At 41.9% G+C, this 26,292-nt stretch carries 22 protein-coding genes; 15 read left to right on the top strand and 7 right to left on the bottom strand.

The genetic code is table 11. The features are described 5' to 3' along the window. Positions 1-70 precede the first annotated feature (70 nt). Positions 71-241: a hypothetical protein gene (locus tag QUE86_RS04845; protein ID WP_167658517.1), complete on the top strand. Its 171-nt coding sequence runs from the start codon at positions 71-73 to the stop codon at positions 239-241. Here QUE86_RS04845 and tadA read toward each other — a convergent pair whose 3' ends face one another. Continuing rightward, positions 242-739, bottom strand: coding sequence for a tRNA adenosine(34) deaminase TadA (gene tadA / locus QUE86_RS04850; protein WP_286259543.1), 498 nt, complete (start codon positions 737-739; stop codon positions 242-244). Positions 740-919: 180 nt separating this feature from the next. On the opposite strand from tadA, the gene QUE86_RS04855 reads away from it, so the two are divergent. Then, on the top strand, positions 920-2,224 hold the full coding sequence (locus QUE86_RS04855) for an inosine/guanosine kinase (protein WP_130050619.1): 1,305 nt from the start codon (positions 920-922) through the stop codon (positions 2,222-2,224). Between the two features lie 6 nt (positions 2,225-2,230). Here QUE86_RS04855 and glsB read toward each other — a convergent pair whose 3' ends face one another. The 5 genes from glsB to ftsY all read right to left on the bottom strand — a co-directional run bounded on the left by glsB (position 2,231) and on the right by ftsY (position 7,951). Continuing rightward, a complete protein-coding gene (gene glsB / locus QUE86_RS04860) occupies positions 2,231-3,151 on the bottom strand; it encodes a glutaminase B (protein WP_286259545.1) in 921 nt (306 codons plus the stop codon). Between the two features lie 80 nt (positions 3,152-3,231). Continuing rightward, on the bottom strand, positions 3,232-4,095 hold the full coding sequence (gene rpoH / locus QUE86_RS04865; protein WP_054551048.1) for an RNA polymerase sigma factor RpoH: 864 nt from the start codon (positions 4,093-4,095) through the stop codon (positions 3,232-3,234). 224 nt (positions 4,096-4,319) lie between these two features. Then, positions 4,320-5,306, bottom strand: coding sequence for a permease-like cell division protein FtsX (gene ftsX / locus QUE86_RS04870; RefSeq protein WP_130050617.1), 987 nt, complete (start codon positions 5,304-5,306; stop codon positions 4,320-4,322). Next, positions 5,303-5,980, bottom strand: a complete 678-nt coding sequence (ftsE, locus tag QUE86_RS04875) for a cell division ATP-binding protein FtsE (protein WP_130050616.1) — start codon at positions 5,978-5,980, stop codon at positions 5,303-5,305. Before ftsE ends, ftsX begins: the two co-directional genes overlap by 4 nt. Positions 5,981-6,034: 54 nt before the next feature. Then, a complete protein-coding gene (gene ftsY, locus QUE86_RS04880; protein WP_434784474.1) occupies positions 6,035-7,951 on the bottom strand; it encodes a signal recognition particle-docking protein FtsY in 1,917 nt (638 codons plus the stop codon). Positions 7,952-8,427: 476 nt separating this feature from the next. Between ftsY and rsmD the strand changes: the two genes are divergently transcribed. The 13 genes from rsmD (at position 8,428) to QUE86_RS04945 (ending at position 23,727) form a co-directional block, all read left to right on the top strand. Continuing rightward, a complete protein-coding gene (gene rsmD / locus QUE86_RS04885) occupies positions 8,428-9,045 on the top strand; it encodes a 16S rRNA (guanine(966)-N(2))-methyltransferase RsmD (protein ID WP_286259551.1) in 618 nt (205 codons plus the stop codon). A 145-nt stretch (positions 9,046-9,190) separates the two neighbouring features. Further along, positions 9,191-9,406, top strand: coding sequence for a 30S ribosomal protein S21 (gene rpsU / locus QUE86_RS04890; RefSeq protein ID WP_002957797.1), 216 nt, complete (start codon positions 9,191-9,193; stop codon positions 9,404-9,406). Positions 9,407-9,427: 21 nt separating this feature from the next. Then, positions 9,428-9,874, top strand: coding sequence for a GatB/YqeY domain-containing protein (locus QUE86_RS04895; RefSeq protein WP_054551044.1), 447 nt, complete (start codon positions 9,428-9,430; stop codon positions 9,872-9,874). Between the two features lie 135 nt (positions 9,875-10,009). After that, positions 10,010-11,761 carry a DNA primase gene (dnaG, locus tag QUE86_RS04900; protein ID WP_130050614.1) on the top strand — a complete coding sequence of 584 codons (1,752 nt, stop codon included), beginning with the start codon at positions 10,010-10,012 and terminating at the stop codon, positions 11,759-11,761. A 123-nt stretch (positions 11,762-11,884) separates the two neighbouring features. Next, positions 11,885-13,738, top strand: a complete 1,854-nt coding sequence (gene rpoD, locus QUE86_RS04905; protein ID WP_130050613.1) for an RNA polymerase sigma factor RpoD — start codon at positions 11,885-11,887, stop codon at positions 13,736-13,738. A gap of 64 nt (positions 13,739-13,802) precedes the next feature. Then, on the top strand, positions 13,803-14,684 hold the full coding sequence (prmA, locus tag QUE86_RS04910) for a 50S ribosomal protein L11 methyltransferase (protein ID WP_130050612.1): 882 nt from the start codon (positions 13,803-13,805) through the stop codon (positions 14,682-14,684). Positions 14,685-14,954: 270 nt separating this feature from the next. Beyond that, positions 14,955-15,926, top strand: a complete 972-nt coding sequence (gene dusB, locus QUE86_RS04915) for a tRNA dihydrouridine synthase DusB (RefSeq protein WP_054560983.1) — start codon at positions 14,955-14,957, stop codon at positions 15,924-15,926. Between the two features lie 21 nt (positions 15,927-15,947). Next, positions 15,948-16,238, top strand: a complete 291-nt coding sequence (fis, locus tag QUE86_RS04920; protein ID WP_002957804.1) for a DNA-binding transcriptional regulator Fis — start codon at positions 15,948-15,950, stop codon at positions 16,236-16,238. Positions 16,239-16,466: 228 nt separating this feature from the next. Further along, entirely contained in the window at positions 16,467-18,053 is a 1,587-nt protein-coding gene (gene purH / locus QUE86_RS04925; protein ID WP_130050611.1) for a bifunctional phosphoribosylaminoimidazolecarboxamide formyltransferase/IMP cyclohydrolase, read from the top strand. A 102-nt stretch (positions 18,054-18,155) separates the two neighbouring features. Further along, entirely contained in the window at positions 18,156-18,977 is an 822-nt protein-coding gene (locus tag QUE86_RS04930) for a class I SAM-dependent methyltransferase (RefSeq protein ID WP_286260335.1), read from the top strand. A 15-nt stretch (positions 18,978-18,992) separates the two neighbouring features. Further along, complete coding sequence (purD, locus tag QUE86_RS04935) at positions 18,993-20,279, top strand: phosphoribosylamine--glycine ligase (RefSeq protein ID WP_130050610.1); 1,287 nt, start codon at positions 18,993-18,995, stop codon at positions 20,277-20,279. A gap of 93 nt (positions 20,280-20,372) precedes the next feature. After that, positions 20,373-22,871 (top strand): EAL domain-containing protein, encoded by a 2,499-nt coding sequence (locus tag QUE86_RS04940; protein WP_286259560.1) that lies wholly within the window; start codon positions 20,373-20,375, stop codon positions 22,869-22,871. Positions 22,872-22,917: 46 nt separating this feature from the next. Further along, a complete protein-coding gene (locus QUE86_RS04945; protein ID WP_130050608.1) occupies positions 22,918-23,727 on the top strand; it encodes a DUF2797 domain-containing protein in 810 nt (269 codons plus the stop codon). On the opposite strand, the gene QUE86_RS04950 is transcribed toward QUE86_RS04945, so the two are convergent. Next, complete coding sequence (locus QUE86_RS04950) at positions 23,724-26,228, bottom strand: EAL domain-containing protein (RefSeq protein WP_286259561.1); 2,505 nt, start codon at positions 26,226-26,228, stop codon at positions 23,724-23,726. The genes QUE86_RS04945 and QUE86_RS04950 overlap by 4 nt on opposite strands. Positions 26,229-26,292: the final 64 nt, after the last annotated feature.

Raw genomic sequence — 26,292 nt, forward strand, 5'->3', positions numbered from 1 at the left:
TTGTCATCAAATGATCATTATCTTCCTGTAGAGATCAATATAATGCTTTACTCTCACTTAAGGAGCACACATGTTAAAAAGAAGACGCAAGACACATAAGTTCAAGCGAAATGTTATTTACTCAACGGCTACACGTCGTCGTATCATGCTACGCAATACACACAAAAAAGTTATCTGGCGTCGTCGCCTATTTGCGATGCAGTTAATGGAAGCACAAGTTCCTGCAACGCCGGTTGTCTAACTAGGCGTTGCGAGCAGCCAGCTTTGCCGCCTTTTTCTCTTCTCTACGACGCTTAAAAAACTTAGAAATCACCGCTCCACACTGCTCACTCATAAAATCACTAGTTACTTCAACTTGATGATTAAGCCTAGGTTCTTGTAGAAGATTCATAATTGAGCCTGCCGATCCTGTTTTTGCATCCTTAGCGCCAAATACAAGTCGCTTAATACGGCTATGAACCAAAAGGCCTGCGCACATCGAACAAGGTTCTAAAGTTACATACAGAGTGCAATCTATTAGGCGATAGTTGTTAAGTACTTTTCCTGCTTCACGGATTGCCATCATTTCTGCATGAGCTGATGGATCGTTATCAATAATTGAGCGGTTATAGCCATAAGAGATCTGTTGATTGTCTTTTACGAGTACTGCACCAACTGGAATTTCATTAATCGCAGCCGCTTCATTGGCGTAGCTCAATGCTTTCTCCATCCAATACTCGTCGCTAAATTGTTCGCTCATATATCACACAAATCTTGTAAAACTGTGAGTAATTATACCTAGTTAGTGAAAAATGTCGGCAATAAATGCTGCTACAATTAAAAATTAACGCAAAATTTAGTGGCTTTTTCATGGCTCAATGGACCCATATTGCGCTATAATCTCGCGCTTTTTTTATTTAGCTTACAACACGGGTAGCAAATGAAATTTCCTGGACGCCGCAGGCATAAACATTATTTTCCGGTGGAAGCCAAAGATCCACTGACGAATCAACTTAACTCAACCGACCGACTACAACGTAGTTATATTACGGGTATCGACCAAATTGTGGTGGATATTGAAGCGAAAGTTGATCAAGCTTTCCTAGATGAATTTCAATTGCGCCGTGGCATGTCGCAAGTGATCGAAAACGATATTACCAATGCGTTATACGACAGACTGAAACTCGATAACATGATCGATTATGAGTTTGCCGGTGGTACGGTGGGTAATACCATGCACAACTATTCAACACTTGCTGACGACCGCTCTGTGTTGTTAGGAGTAATGAGTGAAAATATCAAAATCGGCAGCTATGCATACCGTTTTTTATGTAACACCTCTAGCCGCGTCGACCTTGACTATCTTCAGCCTGTAGATGGCCCAATTGGTCGCTGTTTTACCTTAATTGACGAGACAGGTGAACGCACCTTCGCAATTAGTGCAGGGCTTATGAATCACCTTCGCCCTGAATCAATCGATCAAGCTCTTATTGAAAATTCATCAGCATTAGTGATCAGCGCATATCTGATGCGTACTCAAGGTGATGAAACCATGACAGAAGCCACTATGCAGGCAGTAAAATATGCCAATGATGCAGGTGTTCCTGTGGTTTTAACCCTTGGTACTAAGTTCTTAATTGAACAAGATCCAGCTTGGTGGGCTGATTTTGTTAAAGAACATGTTGATATTCTTGCTATGAACGAAGAAGAAGGTCTTGCTATTACAGGTTTTGAGGATCCGCTTCTGGCTGCCGACAAAGCGCTAGACTGGACTGATTTAGTTATTTGTACTGCCGGCGAAAAAGGCTTATTTATGGCAGGTTACGTAGACGATTCATTCAAGCGTGAAACAGAATACCCATTATTACCAGGTGCAATTGCTGACTTTAACCGTTATGAATTTTCGCGCGCAATGCGTAAAGAGGACTGCCAAAACCCTATCCGTGCATACAGCCACACAGCACCGTTTATGGGCGGCCCTGATAGTATTAAAAACACTAATGGCGCAGGCGATTGCGCTCTTGCTGCGGTCCTACATGACTTGTCAGCCAATGTTTACCACAAACTAAATGTGGCAAACTCAGCGAAGCATCAACAACCTGCAATAACTTACTCATCACTTGCACAAATCAGTAAATACGCTAACCGTGCGAGTTATGAAGTACTGGTTCAGCACTCACCACGTTTATCTCGTGGCTTACCAGAACGTGAAGATTGTTTAGAGCAAGTTTACTGGGATCAGTAACCGCAACTAAAAAATAGAAATATCCAGTTTCTGGGATAAACGCTCAAGAGCCGCTATCCCAGCAACTGAATTCCCATATGAGTTAAGTCTTGGCGCCCAAACAGCCACTGTAAATTGATTCGGTAACACAGCTAAAATAGTGCCCGAAACCCCTGATTTACCCGGCATACCCACACGGTAGCCAAAATCCCCCGCAGCATCGTATAAACCACTAGTAAACAGTAACGAGTTTAACTGCTTGTTTTGTCTAGCACTAAGTACTTCTTGCCCATTGGCATCTTTACCTTGGTTCGCTAAGTAGCTGTAAGCTTTTGCTAATTCTACGCAGTTCAGCTCTATGGCACAGAAGTTAAAGTAAGCCCATAAAACATCATCAACTTCATTATTAAAGTTGCCAAAAGACTTCATTAGATGCGCCATCGCGGCATTGCGGTGACGAAACTCATATTCAGAATTAGCCACTTTCTTATCAATAACAACCTGAGCATTACCTGATAACTGGCGAAATGATTCAAGCATAGAGTGCATCGGTGCAGATAAACGACTGTATAAAGCGTCACAGGTGACAATAGCACCGGCGTTAATAAATGGGTTGCGTGGTATGCCCTGCTCAAACTCAAGCTGTGTGAGTGAGTTAAAAGCAGTGCCTGAAGGTTCTTTTCCGACTCGCTGCCATAATTCATCGCCATAACGCTGAAGCGCTAAGGTTAAGGTCATTACTTTTGAGACAGATTGAATCGTGAAACGCGTACTGCAGTCACCAGCGCAATAGGTTTGCCCATCCACGGTATGAATTGCAATTGCGAATTGGTTTGGTTCAACCTCTGCTAGCGCAGGAATATAATCAGCAACCCTCCCTTGGCTCAGTAATGGCTGAACTTCTTTTGTTATTTCATCTAATACGTGTTGATAATCAATCTGTGACATACCGCGTCCTTTAAAACAAAAAGCCCCGCATTTGCGAGGCTTTGTAGTCTACTAAAGATGGTTTGCTATAGCGATTGCTATTAGCTCATAGCTGATTGCAGTTTTTTCATCGCTGTTTTTTCTAGCTGGCGAACACGCTCTGCTGAAACATTGTATTTCTCAGCAAGTTCTTGCAGTGTTGCTTTATCGTCAGCTAACCAACGCGCACTTACGATGTCTTGTGAACGCTCATCAAGCGTTTTTAACGCACTGAATAAGCGTGCATGAGACTGTTCTTGCCATTGCTGCTCTTCGATATCATCAGCAAGATCTGCACTGCCATCAGTTAAATATTGTACTGGCGAGTATGTACTTGTCGGTGCATCGTCATTGTCATCGCCCGTTAAGTCAAAGCCCATATCTTGGCCACTCATACGTGATTCCATCTCACGTACTTCTTTTTCACTTACACCTAGCTCATTAGCAACTGTGCTAACTTCAGCTTGGTTAAACCAACCTAAACGCTTTTTATTTTTACGTAGGTTGAAGAATAATTTACGTTGCGCTTTTGTTGTAGCAACTTTCACGATACGCCAGTTTTTCAGTACGTACTCATGAATTTCGGCTTTAATCCAATGTACTGCGAATGAGACTAAGCGGACACCTACACTTGGGTCGAAACGTTTTACCGCTTTCATCAGACCTATGTTACCTTCCTGAATTAAATCAGCTTGCGGTAAGCCATAACCTGAATAGCTTTTCGCAATATGAGCAACAAAGCGCAGGTGCGACATAATGAGTTGCTTCGCAGCTTCAAGATCACCTTCTTCCTGAAGACGAGTCGCCAACTGCTTTTCTTTCTCTGCATCAAGCATAGGAATAGTGCTAACCGCTTGAAGGTAGCCGTCCATACTTGCGCTCTGTTGACCTGCAGTAAGTGCCATTGCGTATAAATCTTTACTCATTTTTCACCTCAGTGATAAACATTTGAAACCATCTTAGCACTCTTTAAGCGAGAGTGCTAACTTCAATTAAAAACTTTTTTAAAGTTCAAATCAAGTGGTTTTTGTATCTATTTTTAGTCTACGCTAACACGCTGAATAAGCGATGAATTCTAGCTTGGAGTGATATTTTTAAAAATTTACGCGAATACTATTTATCGCTAAAAACGAAGTGTAACAACGAATTGTTACACTTTATCGGGTTCAATTTCTTTTATGTAGCGGTTAACTGATAGGTAAGAACCAACAAATCCTAACCCTGTTGCAAGGGCAACCAAAATGCCAAACTCTTTCAGTGTTAAGCCAATTAAGTCAAAGTTGGTTTCATATACGCCAGCAACATCACTCACCGCAGCGCCAAGCCACCACATCATTAAAGCAACGCAAATAAAAGAGAACAAACCACCAATAATGCCGTACCAAATACCCGTCCATAAAAATGGCGCATGAATAAAGGTATTTGTCGCCCCTACTAACTTCATCACTTGAATTTCATCTTTCTTATCCATGATCGATAAACGGATCGTATTACCAATGATCAGGGTAACGGAGGTTAATAATAGTAGAGCGATGGTAATCACGCTTTCTTTTAATAAACTTAAAAGTGCGTTTAAGCGTTCAAGCCAAGCAATATCGAGCTTACCAAAGTCAACTTCTCTTTCGGCTTCCAGCTTTTGTAATAATTGCTTTGCCGTATTAGGCTGACGGTATCGTGCTGTGGGTGTGACAATAACAACATCAGGTAACGGGTTAGCATCTAAATACTCAAGTGCTTGACCAAATCCTGATACTTGTTTGAATTCAGTGAGGGCATCGCCTTTTGATATAAACTCCACTTTATCTACTTCAGGGTAGAGTGCTAAACGCTTAACTAAAGTCTGCGTTTGTTGTTCAGTCATGGTTTCTTTTACGAACAACGAAATCTCTGCAGCATCTTCAAAGCCACTGCTTACTTGAGAGACATTTTTAACTACTAAATAAAGTGTCGCAGGGAGCGTTAAGCTTAAACCTAATACCGCAATGGTCATCAATGAAGCAAGAGGCGTTCGCCACATTTCACCTAGGCTGTGCACTCCTTGACGAATAAGGTTAATAAAGAAGAAATAAGGCGCAGCTAAAAATGACTTTTTCTGACGTTCGTTTTGGCTATTACGACTTTTAAATAATAAACTCATAGCGTCCCCTCAGCTAAAGGGTCCTCAATCATGCGACCATCTTTAAGCGTTAGACTGCGATAACGCATACGCGCAATTAAGCCGATATCGTGAGTTGCAATGAGCACAGTTGTACCATGATTATTAAAGTCTTCAAATAAACGTAATATGTCCATTGAAAGCTCAGGATCTAAGTTACCTGTTGGCTCATCGGCTAGTAAAATAGGTGGTGAATTTACGATAGCTCGGGCAATACCAACCCGCTGCTGCTCACCACCCGATAACGTTGCAGGATTACACTTTGCTTTATCAAGTAACCCAACTTTATCAAGCGCACCATGAACACGCTTAGCTATTTGCTTATGGTGTGTACCTTCTATGATTAAAGGCAAAGCAACATTATCAAACACTGAGTAACGTTCTAGCAAACGATGATTCTGGAAGATGATACCTATATCGCGACGAACATAAGGGATCTGACGGGATTTAACTGCATTTAAATCAACACCATTAATAAGCACCTGCCCCGCCGATGGACGCTCCATCAAGCTAATGAGCTTCAATAAGGTACTTTTACCTGCACCACTGTGCCCTGTTAAAAAGGCCAATTCGCCAGGTTTAATATGAAAGCTGACTTTTTCAAGGGCACGATGGCCACCTGGATATGTTTTACTGACTTGCTGAAAATTTATCATTTTAGTTATCAATCATCTTGCAGCGAAAAAAGGGAGCAAGCTCCCTCTAATTAATTATGCGTCATCCTCGTCTTGGCTAAATAGCGCATCAATAAAGTCACTACTATTAAAGGTACGTAAATCATCAATACCTTCACCAACACCAATGTAACGAATTGGGATGTTAAATTTATCTGCAACGGCGAAAATCACACCGCCTTTTGCGGTACCATCTAATTTAGATAAAGTGATACCTGTTAAACCAACACATTCATTAAATAGTTTAACTTGGCTAATTGCATTTTGACCCGTACCAGCATCGATAGTTAGCATCACTTCATGCGGTGCATCTGGGTCAATTTTCTTCATTACACGAGCTATTTTCTCAAGCTCCTGCATTAAGTTGTCTTTATTTTGCAAGCGACCTGCTGTATCAGCGATTAACACATCAACATTACGCGCTTTTGCTGCCTGAAAAGCATCAAAAACTACTGAAGCACTGTCTGCACCTGTATGTTGAGCAATAACAGGTATGCTATTACGCTCTCCCCAAACTTGAAGCTGCTCAACCGCTGCAGCACGGAAAGTGTCACCTGCAGCAAGCATCACCGACTTACCTTCACTTTGGAATTGCTTAGCTAATTTACCAATTGTAGTGGTTTTACCAACACCATTTACACCCACCATTAAGATAACAAATGGTTTTTTATCACCACTTACAACCAGCGGTTGCTCCGCAGTTTTGAGCATGCTTGCCATTTCTTGCTTCATTAGCTCGTATAAAGCATCACCATCTTTTAACTGCTTACGATCCGCTGCATCTGTTAGGTTATCAATCAACTTCATAGTTGTATCAACACCTAAGTCCGCTGTCAGTAACTGTGTCTCTAGCTCTTCGAATAACTCATCGTCTATTTTCTTACCACTAAAGATAGAGGCAAATCCTGAGCCGATATTAACGCGAGTTTTTAATAAGCCCTTTTTAAGGCGCGCGAAGAAGCCTTCTTTCTTCGGTTTTTCAGCGGCTTGAGCTGCTTTTTCTTGCTCTAAACGTTCAGCTTGTGCTTTTTCTGCAGCAATGCGCTCTTGTTCTAAACGCTCCGCTTCCGCCTTTTCTGCCGCAATACGTTCTTGCTCTAAACGTTCAAGTTGTGCTTTCTCTGCCGCGATGTGTTCTTGTTCTACACGTTCAGCTTCTGCTTTTTCTGCAGCAATGCGCTCTTGCTCTAAACGCTCAGCTTCTGCTTTTTCTGCAGCAATGCGCTCTTGCTCTAAACGTTCCGCTTCCGCCTTTTCTGCCGCAATACGTTCTTGCTCTAAACGTTCAGCTTGTGCTTTCTCTGCCGCGATGCGTTCTTGTTCTACACGCTCCGCTTGTGCTTTTTCTGCAGCAATGCGTTCTTGTTCTAAACGCTCAGCTTCTGCATTTTCTGCCGCGATACGTTCTTGTTCTAAACGTTCAGCTTGTGCTTTCTCTGCCGCGATACGTTCTTGTTCTAAACGCTCAGCTTCTGCATTTTCTGCCGCGATACGTTCTTGTTCTAAACGTTCAGCTTGTGCTTTCTCTGCCGCGATGCGTTCTTGCTCTAAACGCTCAGCATCGCGTCTTTCTGCAGCAATGCGTTCTTGTTCTAAACGTTCAGCTTGTGCTTTCTCTGCAGCAATGCGTTCTTGTTCTAAACGCTCAGCATCGCGCCTTTCTGCAGCAATGCGTTCTTGCTCTAAACGCTCAGCATCGGCTTTTTCTGCAGCAATGCGTTCTTGCTCTAAGCGCTCAGCATCGGCTTTTTCTGCCGCGATACGTTCTTGTTCTAAACGCTCAGCTTCTGCTTTCTCTGCCGCGATACGTTCTTGCTCTAAGCGCTCAGCATCACGTCTTTCAGCTGCAATACGCTCTTGCTCTAAACGTTCTGCTTCCGCCTTTTTGGCTGCAATAAGCTCAGCTTCGCGTTGCGCTTGTTCAGCGGCAACACGTTCTTGCTCTAATTTCATAGCCGCTTCTTGCTCTGCAAGACGGGCTTGTTGTTCTTGGCGTTGCTGCTCTGCTGCTTGTTGCTCTTGAGCTAAGCGATCCGCTTCGGCTTTTTCTGCTGCAATGCGCTCTTGCTCTAAACGCTCCGCTTCCGCCTTTTCGGCTTCAATACGCTGCTGTTCTTCTATTTGCTTCTGGTTATCAGCCTCTTTTGCTGCTTGTTCTGCTTGTTGCTTATCTGATTTGCCAAAACCAAACCAAGACAGGAATTTACTTTTTTTTGCCATACTTGCTAATAACCACTTATAAAAATCTGATAAACTTATATGAATAATAGTTTGGTGACAGTTCAGCTTTTTAGCCAAACATAAACAGGTACCATCTATCGCTAAGATCGCAATACTATCACTTTTAGCGCTGTAGAAAAATGACACGCTAGCTATTGCATACAATATTATCTGAGCTAGGGGTCAGTTACCAATAATTAGTGAATTAAATGAGAAAAAAATCAACAGCTAACCGCCAAACAAAAGCAGCGAATAATAAATCATCAAATGGCTTTATTCGTATCATTAGTGGGCAATTTCGCGGTAGAAAATTACCAGTAAAAGATGTGCAAGGCTTGCGCCCAACCACAGATCGTATAAAAGAAACGGTATTCAACTGGCTAATGCAAGATACACGTGGCGCAGCTGTACTCGATTGCTTTGCCGGTTCTGGCGGTTTAGGTTTTGAAGCTTTATCTCGCTTTGCAGAACGTGCTGTCTTTTTCGAGCTAGATAAAGGTGCCGCTAACCAATTACAAGAAAACATTAGCACTCTTAAATTGGATAATGCCGCAATAAAACAAGGTAATAGCCTTTCATTATTGGACCAAAACACGCAAAACGAGCAATTTGATCTAATTTTTGTTGACCCACCATTTCGACAAAATTTGGCTGAAAAAAGTTGTTTTTTACTCGAAAAAAATAACTGGTTATCTGCCCAAGCCCTTATTTATGTTGAGGTTGAAAGTGAGCTCAGTGATTTAGACACCCCAGATAACTGGATGCTTTTAAAAGAAAAAACTGCTGGGCAAGTGATTTGTCGTTTGTATCAACGCGAGACAAATTAACACTATTTTGCAAACCTAGTTTCTGTTAATATTATTCTTTACATGTGGTGTTGCTTCGGATTACAATACCGCACCATTTTTGAACCACTTGATCGTTATTCGATCAACTTGAGCAACGCTCATTATTTAGGTAGGTGAATTTTTAATGCCAGTAATTAAAGTAAGAGAGAACGAACCGTTTGACGTAGCACTTCGTCGCTTCAAGCGTTCATGTGAAAAAGCAGGTATCCTTTCAGAAGTTCGTCGTCGCGAGCACTATGAAAAACCAACAGCTGAGCGCAAGCGTAAAAAAGCTGCAGCAGTAAAGCGTCACATGAAGAAGCTTTCTCGCGATAACGCACGTCGCGTTAAATTATACTAATCAGTATTTGGTCTTGTATAAATGAGCCTTTTATTAACGCTAAAAGATGCGCAAAAAGATGCGATGAAGGCAAAAGACAAAGAACGTCTTAAGCCTATCCGCATGGTACTTGCTGCAATCAAGCAACGTGAAATTGACGAGCAAATTACGCTTGACGACGACGGTATTACCGCTGTTTTAGTAAAGCTTGTTAAGCAACGTCGCGATTCTTACACCCAGTACATTGATGCGGGTCGTGAAGATTTAGCTGAAATTGAAGCCAGTGAGATTAAAGCACTTGAAGAATTCTTACCTCAACAATTGAGTGAAGAAGAAATCATTGCTCTTATTGACTCGGCTATAGCTGATACAAACGCAGCGGGTATGCAAGACATGGGTAAGGTAATGGGAGTTATCAAAAGCAAAGCTGAAGGTCGTGCCGATTTAGGTAAGATTTCTGGCTTAATCAAGCAACGATTAACTGCCTAACCCCCACATACAGATGTATGATTCAAGCAAACCGAGCCTAGTGCTCGGTTTCTTGCTTTTAGCCTTTCATAAACACAGTAATTGTGTTCAAATCTTATTTTAGAACGCATAGATAGTGCAGGAAAAACAACAGCTATGGCCGGAAAGATCCCTCGACAATTTATAGATGATTTACTCGCTCGCACCGATATTGTTGAGTTAATTGATTCGAGAGTTGGCCTCAAAAAAGCGGGTAAAGACTACCAAGCCTGTTGCCCTTTCCATAACGAAAAGTCACCTTCTTTTACCGTTTCTCAAGATAAACAGTTTTACCACTGCTTTGGTTGTGGTGCGAATGGCAATGCAATTTCGTTTGTTATGGAATACGACAAATTAGAGTTTGTTGATGCTATTGAAGAATTAGCGAGTATGCTCAATTTAGACGTACCTCGCGAACAAGGCACAAGCTCAGGCCCGCAACGCACCGCAGAACAAAAGCGCTCTGATTACGATTTAATGTTGCATGCTGCTCGCTTTTATCAACATCAATTAAAGCATCATGCCAACTCAAAAATGGTTATCGACTATATTAAAGGTCGTGGTTTAAGCGGTGAAACAGCGAAAAAGTTTATGATTGGTTATGCGCCTAGTGAATGGGAAGCACTCTGCCAACAACTTGGCCGCAACAAAGAACAAAAAGAACAACTTGTTGAGTTAAAGCTTGCCTCTGAAAAGTCGCCTGGTCGCCAATTTGACTTCTTCCGTGACCGACTCATGTTCCCTATTCGCGATAAACGCGGTCGGGTGATTGCGTTTGGTGGCCGTGTTATGCAAGCGGATCAAGGTCCAAAATACCTCAACTCACCAGAAACGCGTATTTTCCATAAAGGCTTTGAACTTTATGGTTTATACGAAGCAAAGCAAGCACATAAAAAACTTGAACATATTTTAATTGTTGAAGGTTATATGGATGTTGTTGCTTTAGCTGAGCAAGGCATCGAGTATGCCGTTGCAGCCCTTGGCACTGCAACTACCGCAGAGCATATGCACACTTTATTTAGAACTACAGATAAAGTAGTTTGCTGCTACGATGGTGACCGTGCTGGCCGCGATGCTGCTTGGCGTGCTCTGGAGAATGCGCTTCCTTATCTTGCAGATGGCAAATCATTAAAGTTTGTGTTTTTACCAGACGGTGAAGACCCCGATTCGCTGGTACAAAAAGAAGGTAAAGACGCTTTTGAAGCAAGGTTAAAGGAAGCCGATGATTTTACCAAGGTGCTGTTTAATAAGCTCAGCCAAGAGATTGACCTTACACAAGATGCAGGTAAAGCAAAGCTACTTAGTGATGCCCTACCGTTGATTGAAAAAATTCCCAGTGATTTTTACCAAGAAAATATATTGGAACATCTTGGCCGCTTAATAGGTCGAACAAGAGAGCAATTAAATAATCGCGTTAAATCACCAAAGCAACAGCACGCTATTGAACGTAAATTTAAAATAACGCCGATGCGCCAAGCGATTGGTATTTTATTGCAACACCCAAACTTGGCGACCAGCATAGCTTATATGCCGGAATTGGCAGAAATGAAAATAGCTGGTATTGAGCTGTTTTTGCGGATACAGCACTTAGCGCTAGAGCGTGAAGGCATAACGACAGCACAAATTTTAGAGTCATTTCGCGATACCGCCGAATATGACGCGCTGGTTAAATTAGCAACTTGGCAGCACCAAATAAATGACGATCGTTTAGAGACTGTTTTTAAAAATACTTTTAAATTTATTGAAGACCAGTGTTTAAATTATCGACTAGAGACCCTATTAATAAAAGACAAGACCCAAGGCTTAAGCAGTGAAGAAAGGCTAGAATGCCACTTACTGACGCAAGCGTTAAAAGGCAGCAACAGCTAGTCAGAATTGAATAATGCTGTTATACTGTGCTATTCACTGCGTCTAGTTAGTTTTCGTGTCGCTTAATTAATAAGCGAGCTGGCGCCTGTTGTATCAACTTTCAGAGTGGAAGAATAAATCTCTATGGATCCAACTCCTCAGTCACAATTAAAGCTTCTGATTCAAAAAGGTAAAGAGCAAGGTTATTTAACTTTTGCAGAAGTTAATGATCACCTTCCACAAGACATTATCGACTCAGATCAGGTAGAAGATATCATTAGCATGATTAATGATATGGGTATCAAGGTAAGTGAAAACGCGCCTGATGCCGATGAATTAATGATGCAAGAAACAACGACAGACGAAGACGCAGCAGAAGCCGCGGCAGCTGCACTTGCGACTGTAGAAAAAGAGATCGGTCGAACAACTGACCCTGTACGTATGTATATGCGTGAAATGGGTACTGTTGAACTTCTTACGCGTGAGGGCGAAATCGTAATCGCTAAGCGTATTGAGGAAGGTATTAACCAAGTACAGATTTCAGTTGCTGAATACCCAGAAGCAATTACCTATCTACTAGAGCAATGGGACAAGTTTGAAGCAGAAGAAATGCGCTTAAGCGACATTATTTCTGGTTTCTTTGACCCTAACAATGAAGATGAATCACAAATCTCTGCAACACACATCGGTTCTGAGTTAAACGAAGAGCAACTCGACGACGAAGACGACGAAGAGGATGATGATGAAGACAGTGATGACGATGACGATAGTGATGGCGATACAGGCCCTGATCCTGAAGAAGCGCGTATTCACTTCGAAAATTTACGTGAGCTTTATAACAAAGCACGCGATACGTTCGAAGAAAAAGGTCGCTCACATCCTGATTCACAGGAAGCTATTACAGAAATCGGCGAACTATTTAAAACATTTAAATTAGTGCCAAAACAGTTTGACCGCATGGTTAATAACATGCGTGAAATGATGGACCGCGTTCGTGTACAAGAGCGTATTATCATGAAGCAAGCTGTACAAATTGCTAAGTTACCGAAAAAGAACTTCATCAAGCACTTTGCAAACAACGAAACAGATGCTAGCTGGATTGACCTTGAGATTGCTGCAAATGAGAAATACTCTGTAGCTCTTGAAGAAGTTAAACCAGAAATCATTCGTTGCATCAGCAAACTAAGTGCAATTGAAGAAAGCACGGGTCTTAGCATCGAACGAATTAAAGACATCAACCGTCGTATGAGTATTGGTGAGGCGAAAGCTCGCCGTGCGAAGAAAGAAATGGTTGAAGCGAACTTACGTCTTGTAATTTCAATTGCGAAAAAATACACCAACCGTGGTTTACAGTTCTTAGACCTTATCCAAGAAGGTAATATTGGTCTAATGAAAGCGGTTGATAAGTTCGAATACCGCCGTGGTTATAAGTTCTCAACTTATGCAACATGGTGGATCCGTCAAGCAATTACGCGTTCGATTGCTGACCAAGCACGTACCATCCGTATTCCTGTACACATGATTGAGACGATCAACAAGTTAAACCGTATCTCTCGTCAAATGCTACAAGAGATGGGGCGTGAGCCGAGCCCAGAAGAATTAGCTGAGCGTATGTTAATGCCTGAAGACAAGATCCGTAAGGTACTTAAAATCGCTAAAGAGCCAATTTCAATGGAAACGCCAATCGGTGATGATGAAGATTCGCACTTAGGTGACTTCATTGAAGATACCACTATAGATTCACCTATTGATTCTGCAACAATGGAATCATTACGTGGCGCTACAAACGACGTATTAGCAGGCTTAACAGCACGTGAAGCTAAAGTACTGCGTATGCGCTTTGGTATCGACATGAACACTGATCATACATTAGAGGAAGTTGGTAAGCAGTTTGACGTAACACGTGAGCGTATTCGTCAAATCGAAGCGAAAGCGTTACGTAAATTACGTCACCCTTCTCGCTCTGACTTACTGAAAAGCTTCTTAGATGCTAAGTAATTTAGTATCGCATTTTTAACTAAAAGGCCGCTGTTGCGGCCTTTTTTCTATTCGAGAGATATTCATGGCTTGGATCCAAATTCGTATCAATGCAAACGCTGACAACGCAGAATTAATCAGCGACTTATTAATGGACACTGGCAGTGCCTCAGTGACCTATGTTGACGCCAAAGATACCCCTATTTATGAGCCAAAGCTTGGCACAGTTCAACTATGGGCTGATACCACTGTCATTGGCCTTTATGACGCAAACCACGATATGGACAGCGTTGTAGAGACTCTAAAAGCTGAAGCAACACTCGCCGATAAACTTGTTTATAAGATTGAACAGCTTGAAGATAAGGATTGGGAACGAGAGTGGATGGATAACTTCCACCCAATTCAATTTGGTGAACGCTTATGGATCTGTCCAAGCTGGCGTGATATTCCAGATCCTAATGCTGTTAATGTATTACTCGATCCTGGTCTTGCTTTTGGTACGGGTACCCATGCAACCACGGCGCTTTGTTTAAAATGGCTAGAAAGCCAAGATTTAACAGGTAAAACCGTTGTCGATTTTGGTTGTGGCTCGGGTATTTTAGGAATAGCGGCAATCAAATTAGGTGCTGAGCGCATGATTGGTATCGATATTGATCCACAAGCCCTTGAGGCAAGCCGCGATAATGCAAAACGTAATGGTGTTGCAGATAAACTTGAAGTGTATTTACCTGAAGATCAGCCAGAGTTCACAGCCGATATTGTGGTTGCAAACATTCTAGCTCAACCACTTCGCGAACTACATGAAGTGATCTTAGGCCTTTTAAAACCTAATGGTAAAATTGCTATGTCAGGTATTTTAGAAGAGCAAGCTCAGTCTGTTGCCGACGTTTATGCCCCATTTTTAGTCCTTGATGAAGTGGCTGCTGAGGGGGAATGGACCCGAGTAAGCGGCATAAAGAAAGCCTAAACAGCCCTAGAGCATTTACTCAAACATAATAGGTAAAGCCAGTATTTAACAGGCTTTACCTTATTTTTACAGTTAGTAGTTTCTCACTTTTTAGTGAGTAAAAATTTTTCTGTTCAAATAACAAACAAATCAACCTACCCGTCAAACTGTTATCAAAAGTCAATACGAAAAGGGCAAAAAAAAGTCACTTTTGTTCAATTTATAGCCTTTGATTTTTGCTAAAAAAGCCGTAAACTTAGCGCCCCTTGAAAAGAGGCCAATTGAATAACAGTGCGTATCGGTTCATACCAACTTGAGAACAACGTAATTGTCGCGCCAATGGCAGGCATTACAGACAGACCATTTAGACAACTTTGCCGTCGCTTAGGTGCTGGCCTTGCTGTTTCTGAAATGCTCTCGTCAAACCCGAAAGTATGGAAAACCGAAAAATCGATGAACCGTATGGATCACAGCGGTGAGTCGGGAATTCGCTCGGTGCAAATCGCCGGTGCCGATCCTGAGCTTATGGCGCAGGCAGCACAATTCAATGTCAGCAATGGTGCACAGATCATAGATATCAATATGGGGTGCCCGGCTAAAAAAGTGAATAAGAAACTCGCAGGCTCTGCCTTATTACAGTTTCCTGAATTAGTACAAGAGATACTCGATGCCGTTGTTAATGCTGTCGATGTCCCTGTCACTTTAAAAATCCGTACCGGATGGGATCAGGATAACCGTAATGGTGTCGAGATTGCGAGAATAGCTGAACGTTATGGCATTGCCTCACTTGCAGTACATGGACGAACACGTGCATGTATGTATAAAGGTGAAGCAGAGTACGCCACAATTAGGGATATTAAACGTTCAGTGTCTATCCCTGTCGTTGCCAATGGTGATATTACTTCACCAGAAAAAGCAAAGCAGGTTTTGGATTATACGGGTGCAGATGCCATTATGATTGGTCGAGCCGCCCAAGGTCGCCCTTGGATTTTTAGGGAGATAGACCACTATTTGCGAACTGGAGAACATTTGCCAGCACCTGAAATTTCAGAAGTGCGTAGCATTTTGATGGAGCATTTAGACAATCTTCATCAGTTTTACGGGGAGCCAATGGGAGCGCGTATCGCTCGAAAGCATGTATCTTGGTATTTGCAAACCCATGACAGTGACGGTCAGTTTAGGCGAGTATTTAATGCGTTAGATAACCCACAGGCACAAGTCGACGCATTAGAAGAATACTTTAAAACACTAGCAGCTAACTAAGAAAGAAAGAGACATATAACGATGTTCGAACAAAACGTGACTTCTCCATTTATCACAAACCCTCATGTACAGTCACACGAGAAACCACAGCCGTTGCGTGATGCAGTGAAAAAAGCTGTTCATCACTACTTAAAGCAACTTAATGGTCAAGACGTACAAGACGTATACGACCTTGTTCTTTCTGAGCTAGAAGCACCATTACTTGAAGAAGTAATGACGTACACGCGTGGTAACCAAACTCGTGCTGCAATCTTACTAGGTATCAACCGTGGTACTTTACGTAAGAAGCTTAAAAAATACGGCATGAACTAATACTGGTTATTGAAACCGTAATCATTCTAACGAGCTATCGTTATAATTGCTTACAGCTTCATAGTAACTGGTAATAAGTTATTTGAAAAAAGCACCTTAGGGTGCTTTTTTTATAGCTGTTAAAAACTATGCAAAATCCTCACGCTTTAAACGTCGTTTTTTAAAGCAGATTCAGTTAAAATACCGCCTTTCTAAGCTAGCTCAAACATTGAGGTAATCAAAACTACAATGGATACACATCGTCCAATTCGTCGCGCACTATTAAGTGTGTCAGATAAAACCGGTATCGTTGAATTTGCTCGCGCTCTTGAAGCACAAGGCGTGGATATTTTATCAACTGGCGGTACTTGCAAATTACTTGCTGATAACGGCATCAAAGTCACTGAAGTATCTGACCATACTGGTCACCCTGAGATCATGGATGGTCGCGTAAAAACACTTCATCCAAAAATTCACGGCGGCATCCTAGCGCGTCGCGGTCAAGATGAAGACGTAATGAACGAGAATAACATCTCTGCTATCGATATCGTTGTAGTTAACTTATACCCCTTCGCAAACACTGTTGCGAAAGAAGACTGCAGCCTAGAAGATGCAATTGAAAACATTGATATCGGTGGTCCAACTATGGTTCGCGCTGCGGCGAAAAACCATAAAGACGTGACTATTGTTGTAAATGCAAAAGATTACGACCGTGTAATCAGCGAAATGCAAAACAACAATGGTTCAACAACCTATAAAACGCGTTTTGATCTAGCTATTGCCGCTTATGAGCACACAGCTCAGTACGATGGCATGATTGCAAACTACTTCGGCAAAATGGTTCCTGACTACACTGAGGAAGCTGCTGAAGAGACTAAGTTCCCACGCACTATCAACATGCAGTTCACTAAGAAGCAAGATATGCGCTACGGTGAAAACTCACACCAAGACGCTGCTTTTTATGTTGAAAACGACTTAACTGAAGCATCTGTTGCAACTGCGGTTCAACTGCAAGGTAAAGCACTTTCTTATAACAATATTGCTGATACTGACGCAGCATTAGAGTGTGTAAAAGAATTCGACGTACCAGCGTGTGTTATCGTAAAACATGCGAACCCTTGTGGTGTGTCAATTGGTGACAACATTCTTGAAGCCTATGATCGCGCATTCAAAACTGACCCTACATCAGCATTTGGTGGCATCATCGCGTTCAACAAAGAACTTGATGCAGACACTGCTGAAGCGATTGTTTCTCGTCAATTCGTTGAAGTTATCATTGCACCTAAAGTATCTGAAGCAGCTGCACAAATCGTATCTGCTAAGCAAAACGTACGCTTATTAGAATGTGGTGAATGGTCTGGTAATGCAACGGGTCACGATATCAAGCGCGTTAATGGCGGTATTTTAGTTCAAGACCGTGATCTAGGCATGGTAACGCAAGGCGACCTTAAAGTTGTATCTAAGCGTCAACCAACTGAGCAAGAATTAAAAGATCTATTATTCTGCTGGAAAGTAGCTAAATTCGTTAAGTCTAACGCGATTGTTTATGCTCGTGACGGTATGACTATCGGTGTAGGCGCAGGCCAAATGAGCCGTGTTTACTCAGCGAAAATTGCAGGCATCAAAGCAGCTGACGAAAACCTTGAAGTTAAAGGTTCTGTTATGGCATCTGATGCATTCTTCCCATTCCGTGACGGTATTGATGCAGCTGCAGAGGCTGGCATCACTGCTGTTATCCAACCAGGTGGTTCAATGCGCGATGAAGAAGTTATCGCTGCAGCTGACGAAGCTGGTATGGCAATGGTATTTACAGGTATGCGCCATTTCCGCCACTAATCACATAAAGGGTTAAGCAAATAGCTTAACCCTTTTTGTTTGCCACAAATTCACGTATTCTGATTAATAATAATAATTACCCATATAATGAAGGAACAGATGATGAAATTTGCCGTAAAATCGTTACTCGTTGCCAGCCTTGCGCTAACATCAGCACAGGCACTAAGCCACGCCCATGAATCAGCGCTTACAAATGCTGTGCAATCAAGCGAACGTGATGCTAAAAATAGCGCACGTGATAAATATCGCCATCCAGTTGAAACACTTGAGTTCTTTGGCTTTAAGCCAAACATGACAGTTGTTGAAATTGCTCCAGGCGGTGGATGGTATAGCGAAATCCTTGCACCAGCCGTAAAAGGTCATGGTGTTTACTACGCGGCACATTTCCCAGCAGATTCTGAAGTGGGTTATTACCAACGTTCATTAGCTGGTTTCAAGAAAAAGATGAGCGATGACGCGCGCTTCAGTGAAGTTAAACTGACTGAATTTGCGCCAGTGACACATCTTGATATTGCACCAGCGGGTAGCGCTGATCTTGTCTTAACATTCAGAAATGTCCACAACTGGTACATGGGTAAAGACCAAGAAGGCGCGTTAAGTGCATTTAAAGCATTTTATAAAGCACTTAAACCAGGCGGCACTTTAGGTGTAGTTGAGCACCGCCTTCCTGAATCGCGCAGCGATGAAGATCAGAAATCATCAGGTTATATGAAACAAAGCTATGTAATTGAAATTGCAAAACAAGCTGGCTTTGAACTGGTGGCAAGCAGTGACATTAATGCAAACCCTCTTGATACAGCTGATCACCCTAAAGGGGTATGGACACTACCACCACGTTTAGCACTTGACGAAAAAGACGCTGCTAAATATAAAGCGATTGGTGAAAGTGACCGTATGACGCTGAAGTTTAAAAAACCGCTATAAATAGGATTATACGCCATGAATGTACTTGTCATCGGCAGTGGCGGCCGCGAACACGCTCTTGCGTTTAAGGCTGCACAAAATACTAAAGTAAACACCGTTTTCGTCGCTCCAGGTAACGCAGGTACTGCACTTGAGCCAAAACTTGAAAACGTTGCTATTAATGTTGAAGACTTAGCAGGTTTAGTTACTTTTGCTAAAGAAAACAACGTTGAGTTAACCATTGTTGGCCCTGAAGTACCTCTTGTTTTAGGTGTGGTTGATACATTCCGTGAAAACGGTTTGGCTATCTTCGGCCCAACAGCAGGTGCTGCACAATTAGAAGGCTCTAAGTCGTTCACTAAAGACTTCTTAGCACGTCACGACATTCCAACAGCGGATTATCAAACATTTGAACAAATCGAACCTGCGCTTGCATACCTAAAAGAAAAAGGTGCGCCAATTGTTGTTAAAGCTGATGGCTTAGCAGCGGGTAAAGGCGTTATCGTTGCGATGACTGAACTTGAAGCTGAAGAAGCTATTCGCGATATGCTTGCAGGCAACAGCTTTGGTGAAGCTGGTAGCCGTGTGGTTATCGAAGAGTTCTTAGAAGGCGAAGAAGCATCTTTCATCGTGATGGTTGATGGCAAAAACGTGTTGCCATTTGCAACTAGCCAAGACCACAAACGTGCTTACAATGGTGACCAAGGTCCAAACACTGGCGGCATGGGTGCATACTCACCTGCACCAGTGGTTACAGATGAAATTCACCAGCGCATTATGAACGAAGTGATCAACCCGACAGTTGAAGGCATGGCAAAAGAAGGCCACCCTTACACTGGCTTCTTATACGCTGGTTTAATGATCACCGCTGATGGCACACCAAAAGTGATTGAATACAACTGTCGTTTTGGCGATCCAGAAACACAACCTATGATGCTTCGTCTTAAGTCTGACCTTGTTGAGCTTATCGAAGCGGCTAACCGTGAAGAACTTGATAAAACCGATATCGAGTTCGATCCGCGCGCAGCTGTAGGTATTGTACTAGCAGCAAAAGGCTACCCAGATAGCTACCCGAAAGGTGACACTATCAACGGCTTACAAGTTACTTATCCTGAAGGTGAGAAAGTATTCCACGCAGGCACTAAGCAAGACGGCGAAAATGTTGTTACGGCTGGCGGTCGTGTGCTTTGTGCTACAGCGCTTGGCAACACAGTTACTGAAGCGCAACAACGAGCTTATAAACTAGTTGATGAAATCAGCTGGGAAGGCATGGAATATCGTACAGATATCGCTTACCGTGCAATTGCTCGCGAACAGAATTAAGGTCAAACCAGTCTAATTCTAATAAAGCGCAGTTTATCTGCGCTTTTTTAATGCTACACTAATAAGAATATTTACCTAGATAAAGAACTAATTTTGAATAATAAAGCACTGAAATATAACTTTGTTTCATTTCTTATTTTAACAATTTTGTTTTTTATCATTGCCACCCTAGCGGCTCATTTAGCCAGCCCTACCCGCTACACCATTGACAAAACGGCGCCTATTTACAGTAAAACGGCGTATCGAATCGACTATAGCAAATCACTAACTCTGGAGCAGTTTTTAGCAGAACCAGAAAAGCTCAAGCAACGCCCTTTTAAAGATATTGAGTGGGATTTAGCCGAGCAAGATTATTGGCTAAAGCTTGATTTAGAAAACCGTCAAACAAAGCCAGTAGAGCTGTCTATTCACTTTGACAACCCAATGGTTGATTACCTCACTGTCTATCATGTTGATGATAAGGGGCTGCTTATAGATACAACCGAGCTAGGAGATAAAGTAGCTGGGCTCAGTTTGTTCCAATACAGCACACCGCACAGCATTTTAACAATGCAGGGCAACGAGCAAACAACCCTCATTATTAAGATAGATACTGTTGGTATTAGTAAGACACCTATCAATATTTATGGTGAAAAAGAGTTCCAAGATTTACTTCGTTCACAGTCGGGTATTTGGGGGATCTTTATTGGCGTGCTGATAATGGCAGCCCTCTATAACTTGGTATTATTTTTAGGGATTCGTGACCGTGTCTACCTTATTTACATAGGTTATATAATCTCAGCATTGCTACTTATGGGCTCAGTGCTTGGTTTTGGTTTTTATCTATGGCCTTTGTCATGGCAAATGTTTTTTAATGAGCAAGTGGTCTTCAGTAACTATGCAATAGCCTTTTTCACTGTAGCATTTTGCACTATGTTCTTACGCTACCATAAAGACAATTGCCGCCTTTATAAACTCAGTATTAGCTTTTTAGCCCTGCTCTTCAGTCTCAGCCTGATCAGTTTTTTCATGCTGGAATATCATTCTTCAAAAATCTTTTTTGCCATCATGGTACCGCTTTATATTTTATGTATTTGCATGATATACAAAAAGTTAGTGAGTGGCTTTAGATGGGCAAAGTTTTATGTAATGTCTTGGGTGCCACTGATAGTAGGCGCTGCAATTCAACCTTTAGAGCTTACTGGATTTATTCAGTATAGCTTTGCAGTTAGACATATTTTTTTAGTCGCTATTCTGTGTGAAATTGTGCTCATGGCAATGGCGCTGGCTGATCGAGTCCGGTATCAACGTGAAAAAGCGCTGTATCATGCAACTCATACTCAACAAACAGAGTTACTCAATCAAGCTATGCTCAAACAAGCCTATATGGCGATCACTTCAGAGCACAGGCTCGCTAATCTTTGTTTAGTGAAAATAGAGCAATTTAATGCCCTAATGAGCATCCTTAAGCCAAGTCAGAGTAGCCAAATAATTATCACAGTTGCTCAATCCCTAGAGCATCAAATCAATAAAAAGAGACAATTTATTAATTTAGAGTCGGCTTTAGATAATAGCCCAAAAGTAGCTGATTTAGGGAATGGTATACTCGCCTTTATTTCTACCAAAATTCAATCTCAAGTAGAGCTTTATCAAGAGCTTAACAACCTTTGTAAACAGCTCCCTAAACAATATAAAGTGGCAGGCTTAGACCTACAGCTTTACTATCGCTTTAGCATTACCGAGCCGGTTAGTGATGATGGCTTTGATATTTGGCTGCAGCGTGGCTACTTGGGTTTATCACAAAAACAACAAAATATTGACTTTAACGCACCACATATTGATATGGATGTCAGCCTTGCTGCAGAATTACAGCAAGCAATACGAAGCAATACATTAGCCATTTACTTACAGCCAATTATCAATTTACACAGCGGCACTATCTGTGGTGCTGAGGCGCTATTACGCTGGCCTACAGCTGGTAAGTATCTCGATATTGAGCAACTGATTTTATTGGCTGAACGAACAGGTTTAATCAATGAACTAAGCTTATGGGTAATTGATCAGGCTTGCCTTGCTGCTGCACAGCTTAATCGACAAGGTTACCGCGAGCATACTATTAGCGTTAATTTAAGTGCGAAAAATCTCGCTATCCCTAAACTCGTCGAAAAAGTCGAAAACACTATCTTAAAACATGGTATTACCGCGGATCAGTTAAAGTTTGAATTAACCGAGTTTGCGCTTATTAAAAACCATGATGAAATGGTCAGCTTTATCAGCGAGCTCAATAAACTCGGGAGTAAGGTAGTACTCGATGACTTTGGTACTGGCTACTCTTCGTTGAACTACTTGGTGAATTATTCATTTAGCACTATAAAAGTAGATAAGTGCTTTATTCTGGATTTAGTGGATAACACAACTAATCAAGTGGTTGTAAAAACCGCCATTGATATGGCCCATAACCTTGATATGAATATCACCATCGAAGGTGTTGAAAACCAAGCTACAGAGAAAATGCTGATCAAAATGGGGGCTGATCAAGGCCAAGGCTATTATTACAGCAAAGCACTGCCGATTAATGAGTATCTAAGCTTTATTGCCTCACAATTTAAATAGGGCGTGTTACACTGCTCTTTTTAACATCTTTAGGGGCCATGTAAAGATGCAAGGTACGATCAGAAAATTAAAGTCGACACTTACCTCTCCTGTCGAATATCAATTACCTATTGGTGATGAGCTAGTTTCGTTAAATGACTATATTGGTAAACCGCTAACACTCACTTTTACTGGCAATATTTTTTGCTGTAACTGCGGTAAAAAAACCAAGAAAAGCTACTCTCAAGGCCACTGTTTCGTGTGTATGCGCAAACTGGCTAGCTGTGACATGTGTATCATGAAGCCTGAAACGTGCCACTTTGATAAAGGTACCTGTCGTGAGCCGCAGTGGGGTGAAGAAAACTGCATGATCCCGCATTACGTGTATTTAGCAAACACCTCAGGCCTAAAAGTAGGTATTACCCGCCATACTCAAATTCCTACACGCTGGATTGACCAAGGTGCGACGCAAGCTTTACCTATCTTCAAAGTACAAACCCGCCTTCAATCTGGTTTAGTTGAGGTTGCCTTAGCCAAGTTTATTGCTGATAAAACCAATTGGCGAAACATGCTAAAAGGCCAATCTGAAGCAATTGATTTAAAAGCCGCTGCCAGTGAGCTGATCCCACAAATTGATGCTAAGCTGAGTGAACTTGCTGAACTGTTTGGCTCAACGGCAATTGAAAAGCTCGATGAAGATGTGGTTGAGCTAGACTACCCTGTGAGTGAATACCCAAGCAAAATCAGCTCTTTCAATTTTGATAAAGCACCAGAAGTATCGGGGATTTTAAAAGGCATTAAAGGCCAGTACCTAATTTTTGATACTGGCGTAATTAATATTCGTAAGTTTACTTCTTATGAGATAAGCCTTAATTAATCGCTTTTTTCTGTATTAAGGTAAAAGTCATACCATTGCTGTTTCGCTACGGGACGGCAAAAATAATAGCCTTGAATGATATCGCAGTTAAGTGAACGTAAGTAATTTAACTGCTCTACCTTCTCAACCCCTTCGGCGACAACATGAATACTTAAACTTTTCGCAAGACTAATAATCGCCGTTACTATTTCACTATTACCATATTCATCAGGTACTTTTGCTATAAAGCTGGCATCTATTTTTAACGTATCAATAGGCAGTTTTGTTAAATAACTTAAAGCCGAATACCCCGTACCAAAGTCATCCAAAGTAATATGCACACCTAGTTTTTTCAGCGCCAACAACTCTTGCTTGGCCTCACTAAAGTGGCTTATAAAACAGCTTTCCGTCAGCTCAACTTCAAGCTTGTGTGGGTCAACATCATAACGCTCAAGTAAACGCTCAACATTCGATGCTAATTGCCCCTGACGTAAGTGATTCGCCGATATATTAATTGCTAAGCGCCCTGCTTCAATCCCTTGTTGCTGCCACTTTTCTAACTCTTTACAAGCCTGCTCGATTACCCATAAATCGAGTTTTACAATTAGACCAAGCTCTTCAGCAAGGGGGATAAATTTAGCCGGTGAGATCACGCCAAGATTCGGCTCATGCCAACGCAAAAGCGCTTCAACACCTAAAATTTTACCCGAGTTTAACTCTTGCTTCGGTTGGAAATAAAGCTCAAATTCGTCACATTCAATGGCATTTTGCAAACGGCTCATCATTGCCAGACGTTCTAAAGAGCGCGCATTCATAGCTGGTTTAAATAATTGAAATGAATTACGACCGACTTCTTTGGCGCGGTACATAGCAATATCAGCATGCTTAAGTAATGTGGCGCTATCTACGCCATCATCTGGATAAACTGCTGCGCCAATAGAGGCTGTAATTGCAACTACATGCTCGTTAATAGCAAGCGGCATACTCACTTGCTGTAATACTTGTTCTGCAAAGTTTAATAACGTTTCAACACGATTTACTTCGCATAGTAAAACAAATTCATCACCACCTAAGCGTGCTAGGGTATCCCCTTCAGGTAAGATTGATAAAATTCGTTCAGCAACTTGTTCAAGCAAATTATCACCTGCGTCATGTCCTAAGCTGTCGTTGACCTCTTTAAAGCGATCTAAGTCGATAAACATTACAGCTAAAAGATCATGGTTACGCTTGGCGGTGCTTAGTGCAATGGAGAGCCTGTCATGAAATAAGCGCCGATTTGGCAGGCCGGTCAATTCATCGTAATAGGCAAGCTGGGCAATTTTTTCTTCAGCACGTTTACGCTCAGTAATATCGCTAAAAATAGCTGCATACAGCACCTCATCAAAGTTAGGGTCTTTAATTTGAATGATGGTTAGCCACTCAACAAACTCTTCGCCGCCTTTCTTACAATTACAGATCTCCCCTTGCCACACTCCTTCATATTCAATGGCATGCCACATTTTTTGATAAAAAGAACGACTATGTTTTGTTGAGCTTAGAATATTTGGCCGCTTACCTATTACTTCATGTTCAGCAAAACCTGTCAGCTCAGTAAAAGCTGGGTTAACTTGAATAATGGTGCCGTCTTTGCGAGTTAACATGATGCCATCAAGTGAGGCATCAATAATTTTATTTGCAAGAAATAGGTTACGTTGTGACTTTTGCAAAGCAAGATCACGCTGCTCAATAGCACGCTCAAGCTCGCAACAATAAGCCGATTCAATCTCTGTGATCAAATCAGCAAATGAAATCACCCCACAGATCTCATCATCTTTGACCACCAAATGGCGAACATTATGCTCTGTCATAGTGCGATAAGCATCAAATAAACTACTTTCACAATCAATTTCAATTAACGGATAACTGGCATACTGCCAACAGGGATTTAGCCACTCAGTTTGGATTATCAATTCAACAATGTCGCGCTGAGTAATAATACCGTGTACTTCAAGCTCTCGGTTATAAACCAGCACACTATCAAGCCTGCCAGTTCGCATCAGCTGCACAACCTCTTCAATCGGTGTCTGCGCATCAACGACCTCAAGGTCGGTGCGGTATTGCTCATGAATAGGCCTAAACTGTAGGTAGTGGTCCAGACCTTGGTTATGAACGATATCAGAAAGGTTCAGCATACCAGCAGGTTGGTTCTCACTATCCATTACTAATAAATGGCGAATACCATGTTGTTGAAAACGCAGCGTTGCATCACTGACTGAACATTGGTTAGGCACCGTAATAACAGGTGCTGACATCACCTCATGAATGGCAAGATTCTTGTAGGCTGGGCTGCTGATATCAATTTTCAAACAATCGGCTTCAGTCCAAATCCCAACCACGCACTGTTCATGTTGGATAAAAATAGCCGTTACATTGTGAACATGCATCAACCTTACCGCATCGACCAAAGGCGTATGCGCAGGACATGATACCAATTTATGCGAAAAGACATCACTGACCTTTTGATGTCGTCTTGGTTGATTCATAAGTCGACTTTCCTAGTTCTTGCATGAATTGACAATTATAATCATTTCAATATTGGCAACTTTG

Source organism: Pseudoalteromonas apostichopi (genome assembly GCF_030297135.1).
Classification (GTDB): domain Bacteria; phylum Pseudomonadota; class Gammaproteobacteria; order Enterobacterales; family Alteromonadaceae; genus Pseudoalteromonas; species Pseudoalteromonas apostichopi.